Genomic DNA, 19,854 nt, shown 5'->3' with positions numbered 1-19,854 from the left:
TGGATGTTTATCTCCCAGAATTGAGAAACCCCCGGGCAGAAATGACCGGGGGTTTTTCTTTTAGTCATCTTTTTAGTATAAGATTCAGATACGGACAAAACGTCCAGCTCATTGATTATGGGGAATAACATGCACGTGAAATATTTAGCAGGGATCGTTGGCGCTGCGCTGCTGATGGCGGGTTGTAGCTCCAGCAACGAACTCACCGCTGCCGGCCAAAATGTACGCTTTGTCGAAGATAAGCCAGGCGCGGAATGCCAGCTTATTGGTACGGCAACTGGTAAACAGAGTAACTGGTTTTCAGGCCAGCACGGCGAAGAGGGTGGCTCAATGCGTGGCGCAGCGAACGATCTGCGTAATCAGGCAGCCGCGATGGGTGGAAACGTGCTGTATGGCGTAAGTAGTCCGTCACAGGGCATGTTGTCCAGTTTTGTCCCGACGGCCAGCGAGATGAACGGCCAGGTTTATAAATGTCCGAATTGATATGTCTGAATCGTAACGCCCTCTGAAAGATTCAGAGGGCGATATGGTTAGCGTTTTTCCTGCGATGATGCCATGCGTAGATTATGCAACGCGCGCATGCATTGATCTTGCGTCAGACGCGCTGCTTTACCGGTTCCAAGCGTTCTGACAAAAACCTTACACGGTTTTCCTTCCAGCTTTTTAAGACGCGGGCTGAAATTCAGCAAGCGGCGTGATATTGCTTCAGCTTCTTTAGAGCCTGACTGATTACGGGTCTTAATGATGGTGCCGCAATCATGCGATTGTCCTGCCTCATCCGTATAACGATAAACGAGCGCTAAATAATGGTTATACAGATTATGTTTCCAGTCAGGCTGGTTATAGGTATCGAATTCGATATTACCGTTTTCCAGGCAGTCAGCATCGTATAATGGTAAAAAGTCCAGCATTGAAGAAATACGCAATGCGAGCTCACGCATTTCGGCATTATTAATGGCGTGAATAATAGCCATCACCAGAACTTCAACCTGCCACTCACCGACCTGTAAATCAAGATGGCTACCATTGTGCAGCTTTAACGTAAAGGTTAATACTTTTTCTGTATTATCGCTCAACGCTAAAGATTCAACACGCTGATTAACATCGGCATTTTCCAGCTCTTCACGGAGTATTGCCGGAATATTCTCATGCATTTTAAGCACATGACTGCTTTTAGCTTTCTGGCGTTTTTCCTGCTCTTGTTCCGGAAGCGAGTGTTGTAGATAAAGCCGGTGTTCAAGGCCGATCAACAAGTCTCGCAGCGCGAGCACAGGAAAGAAAAGCAGTGTTTCTTTATTTCTCAGTGACTTCACCTTAAGCGCCAGCGCGATAAACTTATCATTGTGACGAATAACGCCGGTATTTAGTCCCTTAATCGTTAAGGCCATGTCAATTCTCCACAAATATAAAATAATTAAATGTTTTACTGCAATGTATTTGATATATAAATTGTTTATGCCGTCCTATAAAAAGGATAACCAGTATAATTCGAAAATGCAGTACACGCTAAGCGAGTCCTAAAACGGACTTTATTGAAAAGAGAGGACCGGAAAGGTGTATTTAACGAAGGTTAGTTTATCCTCGCCAAAGGGTGAGGAGAATCGCGGGGGAGTCTCCTCGTAATATTGCGCGGTAATATTTTTCGTCGTCCCTGACGCGCCCGCGAGGATTAGCACTGCCGAAGCTGTAAATCCAGCGGTGTTTTGCTCGGTTCGCCGCCGATTTCACGCGCCAGTCTTGGCACCATATAGCCGGATACCAGCGTGAGCAGTTCGCGCATGATTTGCCGGGCTTCGTCATCGGTGACCATAAAATGCGCGGCGCCCTGCACTTTATCCAGCACATGCAGGTAATAGGGCATCACGCCGGCGTCAAATAGCGCGTTGCTCAGATTCGCCAGCGTTCGCGCGTTATCATTCACGCCACGCAGCAGGACGCTCTGGTTGAGAAGCATGACGCCCACGTGGCGCAGTTTCTTCATCGCCAGGCAGAATGCCTCGTCCACTTCATTAGCGTGGTTGATATGGTTCACCAACAAAATTTGCAGACGTGACTGGTCAAAGCGGGCGACCAGTTCGTCAGTAATGCGTGCCGGGATGACGATAGGCAACCGACTGTGGATGCGTAGCCGCTTGACGTGCTTAATGGCTTCCAGTTGCGTGAGCAGCCAGTCCAGCTCATGATCTTTCGCCATCAGCGGATCGCCGCCGGAAAAGATGATCTCATCCAGTTCCGGGTGTGCGGCGATATACTCCAGCGCGACTCTCCAGTTGCGCTTATTGCCTTGATTCTCCGCATACGGGAAGTGACGACGGAAACAGTAGCGGCAATTTACCGCACATCCGCCTTTTACCAGCAATAGCGCCCGGTTTTGGTATTTATGCAATAATCCTGGCACCACGCTGTGTTGCTCTTCCAGCGGGTCGGTGGAGAAACCGGGGGCGACAATAAATTCATCCCGGGACGTCAGTACTTGACGTAAAAGAGGATCGTCAGGGTTGCCCTTCTCCATGCGCGCAATAAAAGCGCGCGGCACGCGGAGGGCAAACAAGCGCCTGGCGTCCTGTCCTGCCCGGAGGTTTTCATCAGCTTCAATCTGTAAAAGATGCAGCAGTTCGTCGGGATTGGTCACAACATCGGCAAGTTGCGCTAACCAATCTTCTCGCAATGGGGTATTTAGGGTTACAATATGCGCCATTTTGTGGCTTAGCTACCAGTTAACAATTTCAGAGGGCCTTATGGCGACTTACTATAGCAACGATTTTCGTTCCGGTCTTAAAATCATGTTGGATGGCGAACCTTATGCGGTTGAATCCAGTGAATTCGTGAAACCGGGTAAAGGCCAGGCGTTTGCCCGCGTTAAGCTGCGCCGTCTGCTGACCGGCACGCGCGTTGAGAAAACCTTCAAATCGACCGATTCCGCTGAAGGCGCGGATGTAGTCGATATGAACCTGACTTACCTGTACAACGACGGTGAGTTCTGGCATTTCATGAACAACGAAACCTTCGAGCAGCTGTCTGCAGATGCCAAGGCTATCGGCGACAACGCAAAATGGCTGTTGGATCAGGCGGAATGCATCGTAACCCTGTGGAACGGTCAGCCTATCTCTGTCACTCCGCCGAACTTTGTTGAACTGGAAATTGTTGATACCGACCCAGGTCTGAAGGGCGATACCGCAGGTACTGGCGGCAAACCAGCCACGCTGTCTACTGGCGCAGTGGTTAAAGTTCCGCTGTTCGTGCAGATTGGCGAAGTGATCAAAGTCGATACCCGTTCCGGCGAATACGTATCCCGCGTAAAATAATTTATGTTATCGGGAAAAATGGTGCAGCGTATGCTGCGCCATCCTTTTTTTCGCGCCTCAATGATGAAACGCTTTATCAGCCTTGTCGCGCTGGTTCTTCTTACCAGCACATTATTAACGGCATGTAATACCGCCCGCGGCTTCGGCGAAGATATTCAGCATCTTGGCCACGCCATCTCCCGTGCAGCCAGCTAATCGCTTCTCGTCTTCCTAAAATTAGTCGATCGCCCGTCATTTTCTGGGATGTTGTCTATTATTAAGTTGCTATACACAAACAACATTGGCTAGAAAAGGAAGACATTATGGTTAAAAAGACAATTGCAGCGATCTTTTCTGTTTTGGTACTTTCCACTGTATTAACTGCTTGTAATACCACGCGCGGCGTGGGCGAGGACATCTCGGACGGTGGTAGTGCGATCTCTGGCGCTGCAACCAGAGCTCAGCAGTAATCATCAACGGTACGGCATGGCGTCGTACCGTTAATCGATTTTCTCCGGAAGCATAAGAAAGGGAGAATACCGATTATCCATATGAAGTTTCATACGGATATTACGCTTATAGGTGTAAACCGTTTTTCCGTGAATGCCAAGCGCATACGCAATCTCTTTATTGCTGGTGCCTTCCGTCCACATCGCGAGCACTTTTTCCTCCTGCGGAGAGAGCAATGGCGTGGCGCTTTCCGGCGCTTCCTGCAGTGGATGAGTATATAGCGCTCCTTTAATTCGTTGTGCAAGCTCATGTAAAGGCGTGTGTTTAGATAACACTGCATGACTGGCATATTGCGGTCTGTACGGCATATTCCCTGACTGTAATAATACCAACGGCGTCATCCTGCAGGCGGCAAAAAATGCATTGATAGGCTGCTCGGGTAAGGCATCGTTGAGAAAACCATATAAATCAGCGATAACCAGATGGGGCTTCCATTGCAGAATATGTTCTTTCGCCAGTATAAGGTTATTCATCCCGGATACCAGCAGTGAAGAACTGAGCACATCAGTGTGATTAAGCCAGGCCTCCATGCCCGTACGGGTAAAGTGGCATCGGTCTATCACTAAAATTTTCAACATAGTTTTTTGCACCCGGAAGTAGTAAAGCACTTTCTTTCCCAGAAGGCGTTCCATCATAGAGAACTCCTGTGGACGCTAAATGCGAAAACTACGCGGCTTAAAAGGGCCAATTCCCGCCTTTAGACGGAAAAAAATAAAAAGGTTGAAATTCATTTTCTCTCAGGCAAGAATGGCTTTTCATCCGTATACGTTACAGGACGACCTGTAAACGCTATTCTCACCGGGGACGGCCCCATTAATTATCTGGAGCCTGCTATGTCCTGGATCATTCTATTAATCGCTGGTTTACTTGAAGTGGTATGGGCTGTCGGCCTGAAGTATACCCACGGTTTTTCTCGTCTGACCCCCAGTATCATCACCATTACGGCCATGGTTATCAGTATGGCGTTACTTTCCTGGGCAATGAAAACGCTGCCCGTTGGAACGGCGTACGCCATCTGGACCGGCATCGGCGCCGTCGGGGCGGCAATCACCGGTATCCTTCTGTTGGGCGAGTCTGCCTCACCGGCGCGTTTGCTCAGTCTTGGCTTGATCGTCGCGGGTATCATTGGGCTAAAACTCAGTGCGCATTAATTCGTCGCTGACATTGCTACGAACCTGATTGTTTTACCCAAATTAATTTATTGACGTCAAACCCCTCCCGGGTCGCGACGGCCAGCATTTGCTGTTTTATTTCCTCAGAAAGCGTTGGCGTGCGAGAGAGTATCCACAGATAGTCGCGATCCGGGCCGCACACCAGCGCATGACGGTATTCCCGGTCAAGCGCAATCACGTTATAGCCGCCGTAGAACGGGCCGAAAAAAGAGACCTTGAGCGCGGCGCGGTTTGGACTACCGGTAAAATACGCTTTGCCTTCTGTTTTTTGCCACATTCCCCGATCCGGGTTATAGCCTTTATTGATGACATTAATCCCGCCATCGTCACGCAGACTATAGGTGGCCGTGACTTGTTCCAGTCCACGTTCAAATCGATGATCGAGGCGTGCGATCTCATACCAGGTGCCTAGGTAACGTTTGGCATCAAAGTTATTTACCACGGTAACGCCTTTAGGCGGGGTAGGTGAACTACAGGCGACAACCAAAAATGCCGCAGTAACCGCAGCAACGACGGGCAGCAAGCGCATAGCGTTTTTCCTTCCAGTGTTTTTTCTAAGTGTAGAACCTGGCGGGAAAATGAGAGGCAGGAAAAGAAAAAACGCCCTCTTATCGGGTAGATAAGAGGGCGTCGTGGCAACTTAGAGAGTGATAACGCCAATCGCCGTCACAACGGTCAGGATTGCCGCCAGACCGTAGAAGACCCATTTGCCCGCGGGCACGTGGATTTTCAGGTCATGCATCGCGTGGTGCATACGGTGTAGGCCACACCATAGCGGCAGCACGATCATCAGGAACAGAAAAACGCGACCAATAAAGCTTTGGGCGAACGTCAGTACGCGCTCAAAACTCAGGGCATCGCCCGGAAATAGCCCCAGCGGCAGCATGATGCCAACCAGTAGCACGATCACCGGCGCGATGATCGCGCCCCACATACCGCCTGCGCCAAACAGTCCCCAGAATACGGGTTCATCAGAACGTTTTGGGTTTGGATTAATCATCCGGGACTCCTTACCAGAACAGGGCAACATACAGAATGACTACGGTGACTACCGCAGTGACCACCCAAAGCCCTTTGATGATTGGCTCTGGCCCCATTTTTTCGTCTTTTACAATGATATTGGCCGCCTTCGGCGCCAGTTCAAACCAGGTTTTGGTGTGCAGCAGCGCGGCCGCCAGGGTGATCAGGTTTAAGATCACTACCACCGGGTTTTGTAAAAAGCCGACGAATCCCATCCAGGATTCCGCGCCGTGTTTGAGCGCAAACAGACCGAAAATCAGTTCAATACTGAACCAGACTGCCGGCACCGCTGTGCCTTCGCGCAGCATATAAAAGCGATAAAACGGCAGTTTTTTCCACCAGGTGGACGTCATCGGCCGCACATAGGGTTTGCGTTTAGTCGTCATGTTGCACTCCTTAGCGTGGTTTCAGGGTGGCGATAAGAAAGTCTTTCGAGCTTTCCACTTTACCCTGCTGAATGGCCGCAGCCGGATCGACATGTTTTGGACAGACTTCGGAGCAGTAGCCCACGAAAGTACAGGTCCATACGCCGTTCGGACTGTTCAACTGCGCCATACGCTCCTTCTTACCGTGATCGCGGCTATCTTCGTTATAGCGATGCGCCAGCGTAATCGCAGCCGGTCCGATAAATTCAGGATTCAGACCGAACTGCGGGCACGCGGCGTAGCACAGACCACAGTTGATGCAACCGGAGAACTGGTGATACTTCGCCATTTGCGCCGGGGTCTGGACATTCGGCCCCTGATCTGGCGTGCGAGAGTTGCCAATAATGTACGGTTTGATCGCTTCCAGGCTTTCGATAAAGTGCGTCATATCGACAACCAGATCGCGCTCAATCGGGAAGTTCGCCAGCGCTTCCACCTTCATACCGTTGGTGTAATCGCGCAGGAAGGTTTTACACGCCAGTTTAGGGACGTTGTTGACCATCATGCCGCAGGAGCCGCAGATCGCCATACGGCAGGACCAGCGGTAGCTCAGGTCTGGCGACAGGTTATCTTTGATGTAGCCCAACGCGTCCAGTAGCGATGTTGTTTCATCATAAGGAACTTCATAGAAAGCACTGTGCGGCGCGGTATCGGTTTCCGGGTTATAGCGCACCACCTCAACTTTCAGGTTTTTCATCTCAGCCATTCGCCTTCTCCTTCTTATCGGCTGCTTCCGCTTCACCGCCGTAAACACGTTTGGCTGGCGGCAGGGTGGTGATTTTCACGTCGCTGTATTCCAGACGGGTCGTGCCATCAGCATCGCGGAAGGCGAGGGTGTGCTTGAGGAAGTTCACATCGTCGCGCTCGGTACAGCCTTCATCCAGACGCTGATGCGCGCCGCGGGACTCTTTACGCGCCAGCGCAGAGTGCGCCATACATTCCGCCACGTTCAGACCATGACCCAGTTCGATGGTATACAGCAGGTCAGTGTTGAACACGCTGGAAGTATCGGAGATACGTACGCGCTTGAAACGTTCCTGAAGCTCGGCCAGTTTATCAACGGTTTTCTGCATCAGTTCCGGGGTACGGTAAATACCGCAACCTTCTTCCATAGACAGACCCATCTCATCGCGGATCTTCGACCAGTTTTCGTTGCCTTCCTGGTTCACCAGATTTTTCAGACGTTGTTCAATATCGGCAACCTGGGCGTCGAGCGCGGCGCTATTTGCGGCGCCTGCCGTAGCAGCGCGTTCCATTGCTTGTTCGCCAGCCAGACGACCAAACACCACCAGTTCCGCCAGTGAGTTGGAACCGAGGCGGTTCGCGCCATGCAGGCCAACAGAGGAGCATTCGCCAACGGCAAACAGCCCTTTGACACGGCTTTCACAGTTCTGGTCGGTTTCAATGCCGCCCATGGTGTAGTGCGCGGTCGGACGTACTGGAATCGGTTCTTTAACCGGATCGACGCCGACATAGGCTTTCGCCAGTTCGCAAATGAACGGCAGACGTTCATGCAGTTTCTTCTCGCCGAGATGACGCAGGTCGAGGTGAACCACATCGCCGCGCGGCGTGGAGATGGTGTTGCCTTTACGCCATTCGTGCCAGAAAGCCTGGGATACTTTGTCGCGCGGCCCCAGTTCCATATATTTGTTTTTCGGCTCGCCCAGCGGCGTTTCGGGGCCCATGCCGTAGTCTTGCAGATAACGGTAGCCATTTTTATTGACCAGAATACCGCCTTCGCCGCGGCAACCTTCAGTCATCAGGATACCGGAACCTGGCAGGCCGGTCGGGTGATACTGAACGAATTCCATATCACGCAGCGGAACGCCGTGGCTCAGCGCCATGCCCATCCCGTCGCCGGTGACGATGCCGCCGTTGGTGTTATAGCGGTATACGCGGCCTGCGCCGCCTGTCGCCATGACCACGGCGTTGGCGCGGATTTGCACCAGCGTGCCTTCCATCATGTTCATTGCCACCAGGCCGCGCGCATGGTTGTCATCAACCAGAATATCCAGCACAAAATGTTCGTCAAAGCGCTGGATTTGTGGGAACTGCAGGGAAGTCTGGAACAGAGTATGCAGCATATGGAAGCCGGTTTTATCCGCGGCGAACCAGGTACGCTCGATTTTCATACCACCGAAGCGACGCACGTTAACGCTACCGTCCGGACGGCGGCTCCACGGGCAGCCCCATTGCTCCAGCTGCGTCATCTCAGTGGGACAATGGTGGACAAAGTAATCCACGACATCCTGCTCACACAGCCAGTCTCCGCCTGCTACCGTATCGTGAAAATGGTAGTCAAAGCTGTCATGATCCTGGGCGACAGCGGCTGAACCCCCTTCGGCAGCGACGGTGTGGCTGCGCATCGGGTACACTTTTGAGATCAGTGCGATTTTAGCATTGGGATTCGCCTGTGCGGCAGCAATTGCAGCACGTAATCCCGCGCCACCGGCGCCTATAATGGCAAGATCGGCTTGAAAGGTTTGCACGACATTCCTCCAGATTATTGTAATTTCACCCTCGCGCAGCCAGATAAAGCCTCTGGGTTCTGCGAAGTATGAATGCGTTTCCACTGCTCCTTTATGGGTACAACAGTATAGTCTCAGGGATGTGAGGGAAATTTGACGTGTTCGATTTTTTTAGCATATCAGAGGGATGAATTATCATTGATTTTGATTAATTTAATTACTAAACCATCTGAAATCACTTTTTTTACCCTCCAGAAGGCGCCCGATACGCCTGCGCAAAATTTGTTTCGCCCGCGCGTTGCGAGTAGACTTCGTGACCTTGTCTTAAACTGGAGAAAGAATCATGAGCGAAACGGCAACCTGGCAGCCGAGCGCGTCCATCCCCAATTTATTAAAACGTGCGGCGATTATGGCGGAAATCCGTCGTTTCTTTGCCGATCGTGGAGTGCTTGAGGTTGAGACGCCCTGCATGAGTCAGGCGACGGTCACAGACATTCATCTGTTCCCGTTCGAAACGCGTTTCGTCGGACCTGGCCATTCCCAGGGGATGAACCTCTATTTAATGACCAGTCCGGAATACCATATGAAACGCCTGCTGGCGGCAGGGTGCGGTCCGGTTTTCCAGCTATGCCGCAGTTTCCGTAATGAAGAGATGGGACGACATCATAATCCGGAATTCACTATGCTGGAGTGGTATCGCCCGCATTACGATATGTACCGCCTGATGAATGAAGTGGATGATTTGCTTCAGCAAGTGCTGGATTGTCAACCTGCGGAAAGTCTCTCCTATCAACAGGCGTTTCAGCGCCATCTGGAGATTGACCCGTTATCAGCAGATAAAACGCAACTGCGTGAGGCGGCGGCAAAGCTTGATTTAAGCAATATCGCCGATACGGAAGAAGACCGTGATACGTTGCTGCAACTGTTGTTCACGATGGGGGTTGAGCCGCATATAGGTAAAGAAAAGCCGACCTTTATTTATCACTTTCCGGCAAGTCAGGCATCGCTGGCACAAATCAGTACCGAGGATCATCGCGTCGCCGAGCGCTTTGAGGTGTACTACAAAGGTATTGAGCTGGCGAATGGTTTCCACGAACTGACGGACGCACGTGAGCAACAACAGCGCTTTGAACAGGACAATCGTAAGCGCGCCGCTCGCGGTCTGCCGCAGCAGCCGATTGACCAAAATCTACTGGATGCGCTGGCCGCCGGTCTACCGGATTGTTCCGGCGTGGCGCTGGGTGTTGATCGTCTGGTGATGCTGGCGCTGGGAGCAGAAAGCCTGGCGGACGTGATTGCTTTTACGGTCGATCGGGCGTAAATCTGAAATTCACTCTTTCGCGAGATAAAATGGCGCAATAAGCGCCATTTTGTAGCATATTTTTTCAATTATCCTCTGTTTGCCACAACATAAGGCTGGAACTTTGATGCCATTTAGGTATCAATCCTGTGTTGATTTTTTTATCGCTGACCTTCGTAAAAAAGAAGGCGGCGTCAATCGGTGAGCGGCGTCTGGCAAACGCGCTCGAGCGTAAGGGATGGTTGAATGACCCACACGATAAAAAAGATGAGCCTTATTGGGCTTATCCTGATGATTTTTACTTCTGTTTTTGGTTTTGCGAATAGCCCGTCGGCGTTTTATTTAATGGGGTATAGCGCAATCCCGTGGTATATATTTTCTGCCTTGCTGTTTTTTATTCCATTCGCCTTAATGATGGCTGAAATGGGTTCCGCTTATCGCAAAGAAGAGGGCGGGATCTATTCGTGGATGAATAATAGCGTGGGGCCACGTTACGCGTTTATTGGCACGTTTATGTGGTTTTCATCGTATGTCATATGGATGGTAAGTACGGCGGCAAAAATTTGGGTACCGTTTTCTACTTTTGTTTTTGGCGCCGATATGACGCAGCACTGGCGTATTGCAGGGCTTGAGCCTACGCAGGTTGTCGGGCTGCTCGCCGTGGGCTGGATGATTCTGGTGACGTGTGTCGCCGCCAGAGGGATCAATAAAATTGCGCGAATTACGGCGGTCGGAGGTATTGCCGTAATGTGTCTTAATTTAGTTTTATTGTTAGTGAGTGTCGCTATTTTGTTATTAAATGGTGGGCATTTTGCACAAGAAATTAATTTTACCTCGTCACCGAATCCGGGTTATCACTCCGGCCTGGTAATGTTGTCATTTGTGGTATTTGCTATTTTTGCGTACGGCGGTATTGAGGCTGTCGGCGGACTGGTGGATAAAACCGAGAAACCGGAAAAGAATTTTGCGAAAGGTATTGTTTTCGCGGCTATTGTGATTTCAATTGGTTATTCTTTGGCGATCTTTTTATGGGGCGTCAGCACTAACTGGCAACAGATATTAAGTAATAGCGCCGTTAACTTAGGGAATATCACCTACATTCTGATGTCGAGTTTAGGCACGACATTAGGTAACGCGTTAAACCTTTCTCCGGAAGCAGCGATGACGGTAGGCGTCTGGTTTGCGCGTATCACCGGCCTTTCTATGTTTCTGGCTTATACCGGCGCGTTTTTTACGTTGAGCTATTCACCGCTGAAAGCCATTATTCAGGGGACGCCAAAAGCGTTGTGGCCCGCGCCGATGACGACACTGAACGCTAACGGTATGCCGGCGACCGCTATGTGGCTACAGTGCGTACTGGTGAGTCTGTTTATTTTGCTGGTCTCTTTTGGTGGTGACACTGCATCGGCGTTTTATAACAAACTCACGCTGATGGCGAACGTCTCAATGACCTTGCCATACCTGTTCCTTGCGCTGGCATTTCCCTTCTTTAAAGCGCGTCAGGATCTGGAGCGGCCATTTGTTCTCTTTAAAACCAAAGCCTCTACCCTGGCCGCGACGGGTGTTGTGGTGCTGGTGGTGACGTTTGCCAACGTCTTTACCATCATCCAGCCAGTGATTGAAGCTGGGGACTGGGACAGCGCTTTGTGGATGATCGGCGGCCCGATCTTCTTCTCGTTGCTGGCGATGGCGATTTATCAGAATTACAGTAGCCGCATGAGCGCTGATCCGGAGTGGGCGGCGGAGTAATCTTTGTCCGGATAGCGTTAGCTCATCGGCTTTATGAAAAGGATATTTATAATGAGTCCGAAAATGTTTGCATTGTGCGCTATCTGGATTTTACTGGCTATCCCACTCATCGCTGTATTTTCAGTCCTGGATAAAGAGTGGATGATTGGCGAGAGTGGGATAACCAACATTTGTGATGTGATGAGAACTGTCGAAAATGATGATTCCAGAGGTTTTGGCGCGATGATGACGCTGCCCCTGTTTTTCCCGTTTTTTTACGTTACTGTGTATAAGAAAATACGTAGTTGGTTTTTGTACTGTGTCGCGTTGGTGATATTTGCTTACTGGTCCTGGCAATTCTTCCTGCGCTATCAGTTTTGTGTGTGATCTATGCTAAAAGACCTGATAAGCCTATGTCATCGAGTCTTTTAGCGTCATCCGGCGCCATTGCGTTTACAAACTCCCCGCCGGGCGGCTGGTTTTACCCGCTGACGTTAACGTTCTCCCCGTTTGTTTACCGCCGAGGCTCTCCAGACGCATCTGGAACGGCGGGAACGGCATATCAATACCGTGCTCGCGGAAGCCCGCCAGAATCAATTGGTGGATCTCATGGCGTAATGGCATACGGTGTCCCATTTCCGCGGCATAGATACGCAGTTCGAAAATTTGAATACCCTGCTGGAGATCCACCAGAAAGATTTCAGGCGGCGGGTTGTCCAGCACCAAAGAACAGCGCTGCGCCGCCGTCAGCAGAATTTGCGTCACCTCTTCGCTATTGGCATCCGCTGGCGCCGGGATGGTTAACACCACGCGCGTAACGGAGTCAGACAGCGACCAGTTGATAAACTGTTCGGTGATAAAGGCTTTATTCGGCACGATAATCTCTTTACGATCCCAGTCGCTGATGGTGGTGGCGCGGGTATTGATTTTGGTCACGCTGCCGGTGAGATCGCGAATGGTCACCGTATCGCCGATACGAATCGGCTTTTCAAACAAAATAATCAGGCCGGAGATAAAGTTAGCGAAAATTTCTTGCAGGCCAAAACCAAGCCCAACGCCGAGAGCGGCCACCAGCCATTGTAGCTTCGACCACTCAATGCCGATCATCGAGAAACCGACCAGCCCGCCAATCAGCATTAACAGATATTTGGTGATGGTCGTGATGGCGTAACCGGTACCAGGCGTTAAATCGAGATGCTGTAATAACGCCAGTTCCAGCAGCGCAGGCAGATTACGCACCAACTGCGTGGTGATGATAAAGACCAGAATCGCAATGAGCACCGCCCCGAGGGTAATCGGCTCCAGGCTTTCCACGCCTTGCACCGTAGAGGTGACATCCCACAGCGAAATATTCTCCAGGAAGCCGAATGCCGAGTGGATTTCCGACCACAGTACAATTACCGATAGCAGGGCGATAAGCATCAGAATTGAGCGGACCAGACGCAGCGACTGAGCGCTAATAGCGTCAAGATCGATTTCACTTTCATCGATGTCGACCGCGCCTTCCAGGCTGGAGGAGTGCGCCGGTTCTTCTTCGCCGCGCGCGCGCTGCGCCAGCATTTCCGCCCGACGATGTTTGGCGCGGTCAAAAGCCAGTCGGCGTCGTTGGATCAGCATCCAGCGGCGAATAACGTGATAAATGACCAGCAACAGGAACCAGATGGCGACCGAGGTTTCCAGTCTCGCCAGTAGCGCCTGCGCCGTGGCCAGATAACCCACCGCCGCCGCCAGAATCGCGATAAGCGGCGCGCCCATCAACATATTCCACAGCAGGCTGTTGACCATGTTGTCGCCGTTGCCTTCTTTATCAAGATAGAGCGGGATGCCCGCTTTTTTCAGACTCAGCGTGACCAGCGCAAGCGCGCCGCATATCAGGATGAAGCAAAGTCGGCCCAACGAGCCGGAAAACTCCCGATCGTTAAGATTATCAAACATGATCACTGCCATAATGAGCGGCACGATCAGCCCAATACTCATCAGGTAGTAGCGCATCGCTTTCGCTACCCGGTTTCGCGGCCAGCCGAAATGCGCCACAAACAGGCCATTAGGGCGGGCAAAAGCGGCGCAAATCATGACTACCCACAACAGCGGTACTGTCGCCGTCACGCCATCGCCGATGGCGACGGCCAGCGGATACGGCCAGGCTTCCTGTAGACCATAGCCGAGCGTCGCCCATAAGACGGGCAGCGGCGAGGCGACCAGAATTGACCAGAACACCGTTCGCAGCGTCAGCGAGAAGTGATCCTGGGTGACTTTCCCGACGCGCGAGGCCGAGCGCTCAAGGAACCGGTTGAAGTGTTGACGTGAATAGAGGCTAAACCCGACCAGCGCCAGCGCGCCGAATAACGGCAGTAGCGTCTCTTTGCTGGTCAGCATCATGATGCTGGCTTTACCTAACTGATTAAACGTATCTAATGAGATAAGCCGGCGTAAATCCTGAACCAAATCAACAGGCCAGGGGAGCGATAGCGGGCTAACGTCAGCGGTCCAGAACAGATAACGGTGGGTCGCTTCATTAACCTCTTTAAGCGCATCCTCCAGTTGGCTGTTGGAGACTTTCAGTTTGGTCAGCTCCAGGATCAGCGTATCGCCGCCCTGTAACAACGAGTTGAGCAGCTCTCGCTGAGTGCGAAGCTGGGCGTCAAGAATCTGGTTTTGCTCGGCGGTCAGCGGTTGTCCATTGGCCTGACGTATTTGCCGTAGCTGCGGCTGCTTATTGAGTAACTCTTCATAGCGCATTCGGTGAACGCGTAGCTGCGCCATTTCCGTATCAAGCTGCTGCGGCTTAGGCATCTCTGGCAGACGGGCGACCTGCGCGCGCAGCGCTTCGCCAAGCATGTTGGACACGCCAAGCCATTGCGACTGCTCCCGCAGCGTATTGAGCGCCTGGCGCACCTGTAACGTTTGGCTGGTGGCTTGTCGCTGCTGCGAGGCGACCAGATCCATCCGCTGCGCTTGTTGATTAAGCGCCTGTGACAGCTCGCGGTTGACTTTAAATTGTTCGACGATGCCTTCCGGCAAACCGGCGCTGTTTTCCGCCAGCAGCTCAGTGCTTTCCAGCGCGCGTTCCGCTTCACGTTGGCGCAGGCTATTGAGCTGATTGCGCAGCGCCTGAAGATACGCATCCAATTGCTGACTCTGTTTTTCCGCCAGCTCGGAACGCAGACGAGCCAGTTCCTGCCGGTTGTTGGCGGACAGTTGCGCCAACTTCAGTTCGTCGACTAACGCTTTTAGTTTGGCGGACTCCGCCTGCATACTGAGACTTTGCGCCTGGCTAAGCGCGGCACTTCCGCCTGCGGCGCCGAGCCGTCGCTCAATCTCATTAAGCTGGCGGCGGGCGTCGTTTTGCTGTTGGGGAAGCTGGCTGAGCGAGTCGGCGATCTCCCTGACGCGCTCCTGCTCCTGTTGCGCCTCGCGGGTTTTATCCAGTAGCTGGCTGCTAACCTGCAAGATCTCCTGATTTAACGCTTCGGTGGACATCTCTGGCGGTACGCTGCGAGGTTCATCGCGCAGATTATTCAACTGGGCGCGCAAGGTGGCGGATAGCTTAGGGAAATTATCAATAACGTGTTGATATTGTTTCGCGCGCTCAAGCGAGCCTTTTCGTTCTTCAAGCGCGTTTAACGCAGTCTGGAGCGCCTCAACGGCTTCCGGCTGAGCGGGCTTCGCCGCTTTTGCCTGCTCCAGTTCCTGCGTGATTTGTTTGGCGTCGGGGGCCGTTGCGGCGAACGCCCCCGTGCTGAGGCACCAGGCCATCAGAAAAGCGATAATCAGGCGCACGTCAGCATTCTCTCTTGATTAGGTGTCGTCTTTTTTATTGTCAACCAGCGGGCTGGCGTCGTGTTCGGCTTTAATTTCTTCTGCCGGCAGCGGAGCAGGTTCTACCTCCGGCGCGACGAATGTTTCGGTCGACGTCGCCAGCGGTTGGCCAATTTTGGTAACGGACAGGCTTGCCAGCGACGCGATCAGATTCACTTTCCCCGGCGCAAATAAGTTGATGACCGTGGAACCCAGTTTAAAGCGTCCCATCTCCTGGCCTTTCAACAAGGCGACAGACCCTTCATGTTCGCCTTCTGGCCAGGTCCAGCGCTTGATGATGCCTTCGCGCGGCGGGGTAATGGTCCCCGCCCAGACGGTTTCGATACTGCCGACAATTGTTGCGCCGACCAGAATCTGCGCCATAGGGCCGAACTCGGTATCAAACAGGCAGATAACGCGCTCGTTGCGGGCAAACAGGTTGGGGACGTTTTGCGCGGTCAGATGGTTAACGGAGAACAGATCGCCCGGTACGTAGATCATTTCGCGCAGGATGCCGTTGCATGGCATATGCACGCGATGGTAGTCGCGAGGGGAGAGGTAAGTGGTCACAAACGTGCCGTTGCGGAACTTATCCGCCATCAGGTAGTTACCCGCCAGCAACGCTTCAAGGCTGTAATTATGGCCTTTGGCCTGCAAAATTTTATCTTCTTCGATACGACCCAACTGGCTTATCACGCCGTCGGCAGGCATCACCAGGATGTTAGGATCGGTATTGAGCGGACGCACGTCATCACGCAGCGGACGAACAAAGAAATCATTGAACGTACGATAGCTGGCGGTATCCGGTTTTTGCGCCTCGGTCATATCGACTTTGTAATACTTTACGAAGAGATCGATAACCAGTTTTGTCAGCCATCCTGCTCGTTTGCTTGCGCCCCAGCCCGCCAGGCGAGTGAGCCATAGTTTCGGCAGAATGTATTGTAGCGAAAGTTTAAATGAGTTTAACAAGGTAGCCTCCAGGCCATTGTTGTTCCTGAACCGGCAGTTATACCGGTATCCTGAAAAAAGGGGACGATTCTAACGACGCCTAGCGTATCTGTCAGTCGTCCGTATCAGAAAAGTTTTTACGCGTTTTTACCTGCGCCATACTTTCAAGAGTTCGGTGATAATTTTCGAAACGGGTTTCCGCAATAGCGCCGTTCTCTACCGCTTCGCGAATGGCGCAGCCTGGATCGGCGTCATGCTTGCAGTCCCGGTATTTGCAATGTCCCAAATAGTCATGAAATTCGACAAAGCCCTGGGTGATTTGTTCCGGCTCCAGATGCCATAAGCCGAACTCGCGCACGCCGGGGGAATCAATGACATCGCCGCCATGCGGGAAATGATACAGACGAGCAGCGGTAGTGGTATGTTGACCCAGACCGGAGACATTCGACACATCGTTCGTCAGAATCTCGTTCTGTAAGCCGAGTAGAGCGTTTAGCAGACTGGATTTTCCGACGCCGGACTGCCCGGCAAAAATACTGATGCGACCGGTTAACGCCTCTTCCAGCGGTTTCAGACCATCCTGCGTATGGCTGGAGACCATCAGCACGCGATAGCCGATATTGCGGTAGATATCCATCTGCTCATTAACGAAGTCCATACCTTCGTCGTCCAGCAGATCAATTTTATTGAGTACGATAAGCGGCTCAACCTGTAGGGTTTCACAGCCGACCAGATAGCGATCGATGATATTCAGCGACAGCTCCGGCAAAATCGCGGAGACGATAACGATTTGGTCAATGTTGGCGGCAATAGGCTTCACGCCGTCGTAGAAGTCCGGGCGCGTCAATACCGAGGTGCGCTCATGCACCGCTTCAACGATGCCTTTTACGTTGACGCCCTCTGCGGCGGCTTTGCCCGGACGCCAGACGACGCGATCGCCCGTCACCAGCGAACGGATAGTGCGGCGGATATTGCAACGGTGAACCTCGCCGTCAGCAGACTCCACATCGGCATGCATACCAAAACGGCTAATGACGATACCTTCTGCAGGCTCGCCAAACAGGTTGTCATCGTAGTCGGCTTTCTCCGCGGACGTTTTTAAACGACGCTGGTGATTGGCGTTCACACGGCGCTGCTGGCCTTTGGAGAGTTTATTTTTGCTCAATCGTACTGGCTCCTGGTCGCCCATAGTGGGCAAAACATCTATGATACACGCAATTGTAGATGAATATAGTCACAGTGAATGTGACCTCTGAAGGGTGGAAAATAGCATGAGTGCCGATGAAAACAACCTGATTTGGATCGATCTGGAGATGACAGGTCTGGACCCCGAGCGCGATCGCATTATTGAGATAGCCACGCTGGTAACGGATGCCAGCCTGAATATTCTGGCGGAAGGGCCGACGATTGCGGTACATCAATCCGATGCGCAACTGGCGTTAATGGATGACTGGAACGTGCGCACCCATACCGGCAGCGGCCTGGTAGATCGCGTTAAGGCAAGTACGATGGGCGAACGAGACGCTGAACTGGCGACGATTGAATTTTTGAAAACGTGGGTGCCTGCGGGTAAGTCGCCGATTTGCGGTAACAGCATCGGTCAGGATCGTCGTTTTCTGTTTAAATATATGCCGGAACTGGAGGCCTACTTCCACTATCGCTATCTGGATGTCAGTACGCTCAAGGAGCTGGCGCGCCGCTGGAAGCCGGAGATTCTGGCCGGCTTTACCAAGCAGGGCACGCACCAGGCGATGGATGATATTCGCGAGTCGGTGGCGGAGCTGGCTTACTACCGCGAGCATTTCATTAAGCTGTGAGGCGTAACATGTCGGATGGCAACGCCAGAGCGTCTCATCCGGCAGCTCTCCCGCCACTGAATTACTGCGTAAACCATTTCTCCTGCATTTGCGCATATTCCGGCGACGCTTTCACCTTGTCGAGCGCGGCATTAATTTCTTGCAATAGCGCGTCGTTGCCTTTGCGTACCGCAATGCCTAACCCTTTTCCGTAGTAGTCAGGATCGCTGGCGCGTTCATCCATGATGGCGTAATCCGGATTGTTTTTTAGCCACTTACCAATCGCGGCGACATCGCCAAACACGCCCTCAAGACGGTTATTTTTCAGATCGGTAAAAGCGTTTAGATAGCTGTCATAGGCGACAGGCGTGATGGCTTGTTGTTTATCCTGCAAATAGCGCTGATGCGTTGTACCGTTTTCCAGTCCGACTTTTTTGCCTTTCAGATCGGCAAAAGTGTGATAAGCCCCTTTACGCGTGACGACTACCGCCGATAAACCTTCGTAATAGGGTTGGCTAAAGGAGACCTGCTGTTCACGTTTGGGCGTCATATCCATACCGGCGATCACCGCATCAAACTTTTTGAAGCGTAGGCTGGGGATCAGACTATCAAAGCTCTGGTTAGTGAATGAGCACTCCGCTTGCATCTCTTTGCAGACCGCGTTGGCGACATCAATATCGAAACCAACAATTTTATTATCGGCATCGACAAACTCATAGGGCGCATAGGTGGCGGAGGTGCCAAAATGTAATGTTCTGGCGGAAACGGAAGCGGCGTGAACGGAGAGGCTGGCTAACAGCATGACAATAAGTTTTTTTTCATCTTGATCCCTGATATCAATTGGATGTTGTGGTCACCGTGCTATTCTTTTTTTGGCGCAGGGTGCTATTCTGATTCTGTGCCTTTAGGCGTGGCGTGAAAAGTTTTTTGTTGCATAGCGCACGCTTTGCTCGTTTTTTGTCTTGTTTGGTGATTTAATCAGCATTCAAACAAAAATCGCGAAAAAATGCGTTCAGGGGCTTGCAGCTAAATGGATTTCTCGTATAATGCGCCTCCCGTAACGACGCAGAAATGCGAATTACGACAGCAACAAATTTGCGGGAATAGCTCAGTTGGTAGAGCACGACCTTGCCAAGGTCGGGGTCGCGAGTTCGAGTCTCGTTTCCCGCTCCAAAATTTGAAAGTGCTTGTTAAGTACAGACCACCAATCGCAGGATTTCGAATTGCGGCAAGGCGGCAACTGAATGAGTCCTCAGGAGCTTACTGAAGTAAGTGACTCAGGCGAGTGAAGGCAGCCAACGCAGTAGCGGTTCGAAAGACGAAGATTATGCGGGAATAGCTCAGTTGGTAGAGCACGACCTTGCCAAGGTCGGGGTCGCGAGTTCGAGTCTCGTTTCCCGCTCCA

General features: G+C 52.0%; 21 protein-coding genes and 2 tRNA genes. 11 read left to right on the top strand and 12 right to left on the bottom strand.

The features are described from left to right. The first annotated feature begins 129 nt into the window (after window positions 1-129). Complete coding sequence (locus tag ACLJRU_RS12005; protein ID WP_000558210.1) at window positions 130-483, top strand: DUF4156 domain-containing protein; 354 nt, start codon at window positions 130-132, stop codon at window positions 481-483. A gap of 47 nt (window positions 484-530) precedes the next feature. On the opposite strand, the gene ACLJRU_RS12000 is transcribed toward ACLJRU_RS12005, so the two are convergent. Continuing rightward, complete coding sequence (locus ACLJRU_RS12000; protein WP_001229225.1) at window positions 531-1,388, bottom strand: YjeJ family protein; 858 nt, start codon at window positions 1,386-1,388, stop codon at window positions 531-533. A gap of 281 nt (window positions 1,389-1,669) precedes the next feature. Beyond that, entirely contained in the window at window positions 1,670-2,698 is a 1,029-nt protein-coding gene (gene epmB, locus ACLJRU_RS11995) for an EF-P beta-lysylation protein EpmB (protein ID WP_001541346.1), read from the bottom strand. 40 nt (window positions 2,699-2,738) lie between these two features. Between epmB and efp the strand changes: the two genes are divergently transcribed. The 3 genes from efp (at window position 2,739) to ecnB (ending at window position 3,754) form a co-directional block, all read left to right on the top strand. Continuing rightward, entirely contained in the window at window positions 2,739-3,305 is a 567-nt protein-coding gene (efp, locus tag ACLJRU_RS11990; RefSeq protein ID WP_000257282.1) for an elongation factor P, read from the top strand. Window positions 3,306-3,365: 60 nt separating this feature from the next. Continuing rightward, window positions 3,366-3,500: an entericidin A/B family lipoprotein gene (locus tag ACLJRU_RS11985; protein ID WP_001595192.1), complete on the top strand. Its 135-nt coding sequence runs from the start codon at window positions 3,366-3,368 to the stop codon at window positions 3,498-3,500. A 107-nt stretch (window positions 3,501-3,607) separates the two neighbouring features. Further along, window positions 3,608-3,754, top strand: a complete 147-nt coding sequence (gene ecnB / locus ACLJRU_RS11980) for a lipoprotein toxin entericidin B (RefSeq protein ID WP_000239598.1) — start codon at window positions 3,608-3,610, stop codon at window positions 3,752-3,754. 30 nt (window positions 3,755-3,784) lie between these two features. On the opposite strand, the gene ACLJRU_RS11975 is transcribed toward ecnB, so the two are convergent. After that, window positions 3,785-4,372 (bottom strand): helix-turn-helix transcriptional regulator, encoded by a 588-nt coding sequence (locus ACLJRU_RS11975; protein ID WP_000912959.1) that lies wholly within the window; start codon window positions 4,370-4,372, stop codon window positions 3,785-3,787. A gap of 255 nt (window positions 4,373-4,627) precedes the next feature. On the opposite strand from ACLJRU_RS11975, the gene sugE reads away from it, so the two are divergent. After that, window positions 4,628-4,945 carry a quaternary ammonium compound efflux SMR transporter SugE gene (sugE, locus tag ACLJRU_RS11970; protein WP_000118469.1) on the top strand — a complete coding sequence of 106 codons (318 nt, stop codon included), beginning with the start codon at window positions 4,628-4,630 and terminating at the stop codon, window positions 4,943-4,945. A gap of 16 nt (window positions 4,946-4,961) precedes the next feature. Here sugE and ACLJRU_RS11965 read toward each other — a convergent pair whose 3' ends face one another. The 5 genes from ACLJRU_RS11965 to frdA all read right to left on the bottom strand — a co-directional run bounded on the left by ACLJRU_RS11965 (window position 4,962) and on the right by frdA (window position 8,900). After that, window positions 4,962-5,495 carry a lipocalin family protein gene (locus ACLJRU_RS11965; RefSeq protein ID WP_001238398.1) on the bottom strand — a complete coding sequence of 178 codons (534 nt, stop codon included), beginning with the start codon at window positions 5,493-5,495 and terminating at the stop codon, window positions 4,962-4,964. Window positions 5,496-5,606: 111 nt separating this feature from the next. Then, on the bottom strand, window positions 5,607-5,966 hold the full coding sequence (frdD, locus tag ACLJRU_RS11960; RefSeq protein WP_000609650.1) for a fumarate reductase subunit FrdD: 360 nt from the start codon (window positions 5,964-5,966) through the stop codon (window positions 5,607-5,609). A 10-nt stretch (window positions 5,967-5,976) separates the two neighbouring features. After that, window positions 5,977-6,372 carry a fumarate reductase subunit FrdC gene (frdC, locus tag ACLJRU_RS11955; RefSeq protein WP_000208749.1) on the bottom strand — a complete coding sequence of 132 codons (396 nt, stop codon included), beginning with the start codon at window positions 6,370-6,372 and terminating at the stop codon, window positions 5,977-5,979. Window positions 6,373-6,382: 10 nt separating this feature from the next. Beyond that, window positions 6,383-7,117 (bottom strand): fumarate reductase iron-sulfur protein, encoded by a 735-nt coding sequence (frdB, locus tag ACLJRU_RS11950; RefSeq protein ID WP_000829509.1) that lies wholly within the window; start codon window positions 7,115-7,117, stop codon window positions 6,383-6,385. Continuing rightward, a complete protein-coding gene (frdA, locus tag ACLJRU_RS11945; RefSeq protein ID WP_001192954.1) occupies window positions 7,110-8,900 on the bottom strand; it encodes a fumarate reductase (quinol) flavoprotein subunit in 1,791 nt (596 codons plus the stop codon). The genes frdB and frdA overlap by 8 nt, the downstream gene beginning before the upstream one ends. A gap of 322 nt (window positions 8,901-9,222) precedes the next feature. On the opposite strand from frdA, the gene epmA reads away from it, so the two are divergent. The 3 genes from epmA (at window position 9,223) to ACLJRU_RS11930 (ending at window position 12,294) form a co-directional block, all read left to right on the top strand. After that, window positions 9,223-10,200, top strand: coding sequence for an elongation factor P--(R)-beta-lysine ligase (gene epmA, locus ACLJRU_RS11940; protein ID WP_000004797.1), 978 nt, complete (start codon window positions 9,223-9,225; stop codon window positions 10,198-10,200). A gap of 225 nt (window positions 10,201-10,425) precedes the next feature. Beyond that, on the top strand, window positions 10,426-11,928 hold the full coding sequence (yjeM, locus tag ACLJRU_RS11935; RefSeq protein ID WP_023235476.1) for a glutamate/gamma-aminobutyrate family transporter YjeM: 1,503 nt from the start codon (window positions 10,426-10,428) through the stop codon (window positions 11,926-11,928). 51 nt (window positions 11,929-11,979) lie between these two features. Then, window positions 11,980-12,294 (top strand): YjeO family protein, encoded by a 315-nt coding sequence (locus ACLJRU_RS11930; protein ID WP_000074656.1) that lies wholly within the window; start codon window positions 11,980-11,982, stop codon window positions 12,292-12,294. A 66-nt stretch (window positions 12,295-12,360) separates the two neighbouring features. Here ACLJRU_RS11930 and mscM read toward each other — a convergent pair whose 3' ends face one another. The 3 genes from mscM to rsgA form a co-directional block, all read right to left on the bottom strand. Then, entirely contained in the window at window positions 12,361-15,687 is a 3,327-nt protein-coding gene (gene mscM / locus ACLJRU_RS11925) for a miniconductance mechanosensitive channel MscM (protein ID WP_023235477.1), read from the bottom strand. Window positions 15,688-15,705: 18 nt separating this feature from the next. Then, complete coding sequence (asd, locus tag ACLJRU_RS11920) at window positions 15,706-16,674, bottom strand: archaetidylserine decarboxylase (RefSeq protein ID WP_000934949.1); 969 nt, start codon at window positions 16,672-16,674, stop codon at window positions 15,706-15,708. Window positions 16,675-16,765: 91 nt separating this feature from the next. Further along, window positions 16,766-17,818, bottom strand: coding sequence for a small ribosomal subunit biogenesis GTPase RsgA (rsgA, locus tag ACLJRU_RS11915; RefSeq protein ID WP_023235478.1), 1,053 nt, complete (start codon window positions 17,816-17,818; stop codon window positions 16,766-16,768). 106 nt (window positions 17,819-17,924) lie between these two features. Between rsgA and orn the strand changes: the two genes are divergently transcribed. After that, the gene (gene orn, locus ACLJRU_RS11910; protein ID WP_001271546.1) at window positions 17,925-18,470 is read left to right on the top strand and encodes an oligoribonuclease; all 546 of its coding nucleotides are present in this window, start codon (window positions 17,925-17,927) and stop codon (window positions 18,468-18,470) included. 61 nt (window positions 18,471-18,531) lie between these two features. On the opposite strand, the gene ACLJRU_RS11905 is transcribed toward orn, so the two are convergent. After that, entirely contained in the window at window positions 18,532-19,251 is a 720-nt protein-coding gene (locus ACLJRU_RS11905) for an arginine ABC transporter substrate-binding protein (protein WP_000922811.1), read from the bottom strand. 295 nt (window positions 19,252-19,546) lie between these two features. Here ACLJRU_RS11905 and ACLJRU_RS11900 point away from each other — a divergent pair. Together ACLJRU_RS11900 and ACLJRU_RS11895 are read left to right on the top strand one after the other, a co-directional pair. After that, window positions 19,547-19,622 (top strand) — tRNA-Gly (locus ACLJRU_RS11900). Window positions 19,623-19,778: 156 nt separating this feature from the next. Further along, a tRNA-Gly gene (locus tag ACLJRU_RS11895) sits at window positions 19,779-19,854 on the top strand.

The organism is Salmonella sp. SAL00653, assembly GCF_046552515.1.
Classification (GTDB): domain Bacteria; phylum Pseudomonadota; class Gammaproteobacteria; order Enterobacterales; family Enterobacteriaceae; genus Salmonella; species Salmonella enterica.
This window is presented reverse-complemented; position numbering and strand designations above follow the sequence as displayed.

What these genes read in the sequence shown, in the direction of transcription:
- frdC (WP_000208749.1), bottom strand. Translation starts at nt 6,372, where the DNA reads ATGACGACTAAACGCAAACCCTATGTGCGGCCGATGACGTCCACCTGG.
- ACLJRU_RS12000 (WP_001229225.1), bottom strand. Translation starts at nt 1,388, where the DNA reads ATGGCCTTAACGATTAAGGGACTAAATACCGGCGTTATTCGTCACAAT.
- orn (WP_001271546.1), top strand. Translation starts at nt 17,925, where the DNA reads ATGAGTGCCGATGAAAACAACCTGATTTGGATCGATCTGGAGATGACA.
- frdB (WP_000829509.1), bottom strand. Translation starts at nt 7,117, where the DNA reads ATGGCTGAGATGAAAAACCTGAAAGTTGAGGTGGTGCGCTATAACCCG.
- ACLJRU_RS11985 (WP_001595192.1), top strand. Translation starts at nt 3,366, where the DNA reads ATGATGAAACGCTTTATCAGCCTTGTCGCGCTGGTTCTTCTTACCAGC.
- ACLJRU_RS11905 (WP_000922811.1), bottom strand. Translation starts at nt 19,251, where the DNA reads ATGCTGTTAGCCAGCCTCTCCGTTCACGCCGCTTCCGTTTCCGCCAGA.
- efp (WP_000257282.1), top strand. Translation starts at nt 2,739, where the DNA reads ATGGCGACTTACTATAGCAACGATTTTCGTTCCGGTCTTAAAATCATG.
- yjeM (WP_023235476.1), top strand. Translation starts at nt 10,426, where the DNA reads ATGACCCACACGATAAAAAAGATGAGCCTTATTGGGCTTATCCTGATG.
- sugE (WP_000118469.1), top strand. Translation starts at nt 4,628, where the DNA reads ATGTCCTGGATCATTCTATTAATCGCTGGTTTACTTGAAGTGGTATGG.
- epmA (WP_000004797.1), top strand. Translation starts at nt 9,223, where the DNA reads ATGAGCGAAACGGCAACCTGGCAGCCGAGCGCGTCCATCCCCAATTTA.
- epmB (WP_001541346.1), bottom strand. Translation starts at nt 2,698, where the DNA reads ATGGCGCATATTGTAACCCTAAATACCCCATTGCGAGAAGATTGGTTA.
- ACLJRU_RS12005 (WP_000558210.1), top strand. Translation starts at nt 130, where the DNA reads ATGCACGTGAAATATTTAGCAGGGATCGTTGGCGCTGCGCTGCTGATG.
- frdD (WP_000609650.1), bottom strand. Translation starts at nt 5,966, where the DNA reads ATGATTAATCCAAACCCAAAACGTTCTGATGAACCCGTATTCTGGGGA.
- ACLJRU_RS11975 (WP_000912959.1), bottom strand. Translation starts at nt 4,372, where the DNA reads ATGTTGAAAATTTTAGTGATAGACCGATGCCACTTTACCCGTACGGGC.
- ACLJRU_RS11965 (WP_001238398.1), bottom strand. Translation starts at nt 5,495, where the DNA reads ATGCGCTTGCTGCCCGTCGTTGCTGCGGTTACTGCGGCATTTTTGGTT.
- ACLJRU_RS11930 (WP_000074656.1), top strand. Translation starts at nt 11,980, where the DNA reads ATGAGTCCGAAAATGTTTGCATTGTGCGCTATCTGGATTTTACTGGCT.
- ecnB (WP_000239598.1), top strand. Translation starts at nt 3,608, where the DNA reads ATGGTTAAAAAGACAATTGCAGCGATCTTTTCTGTTTTGGTACTTTCC.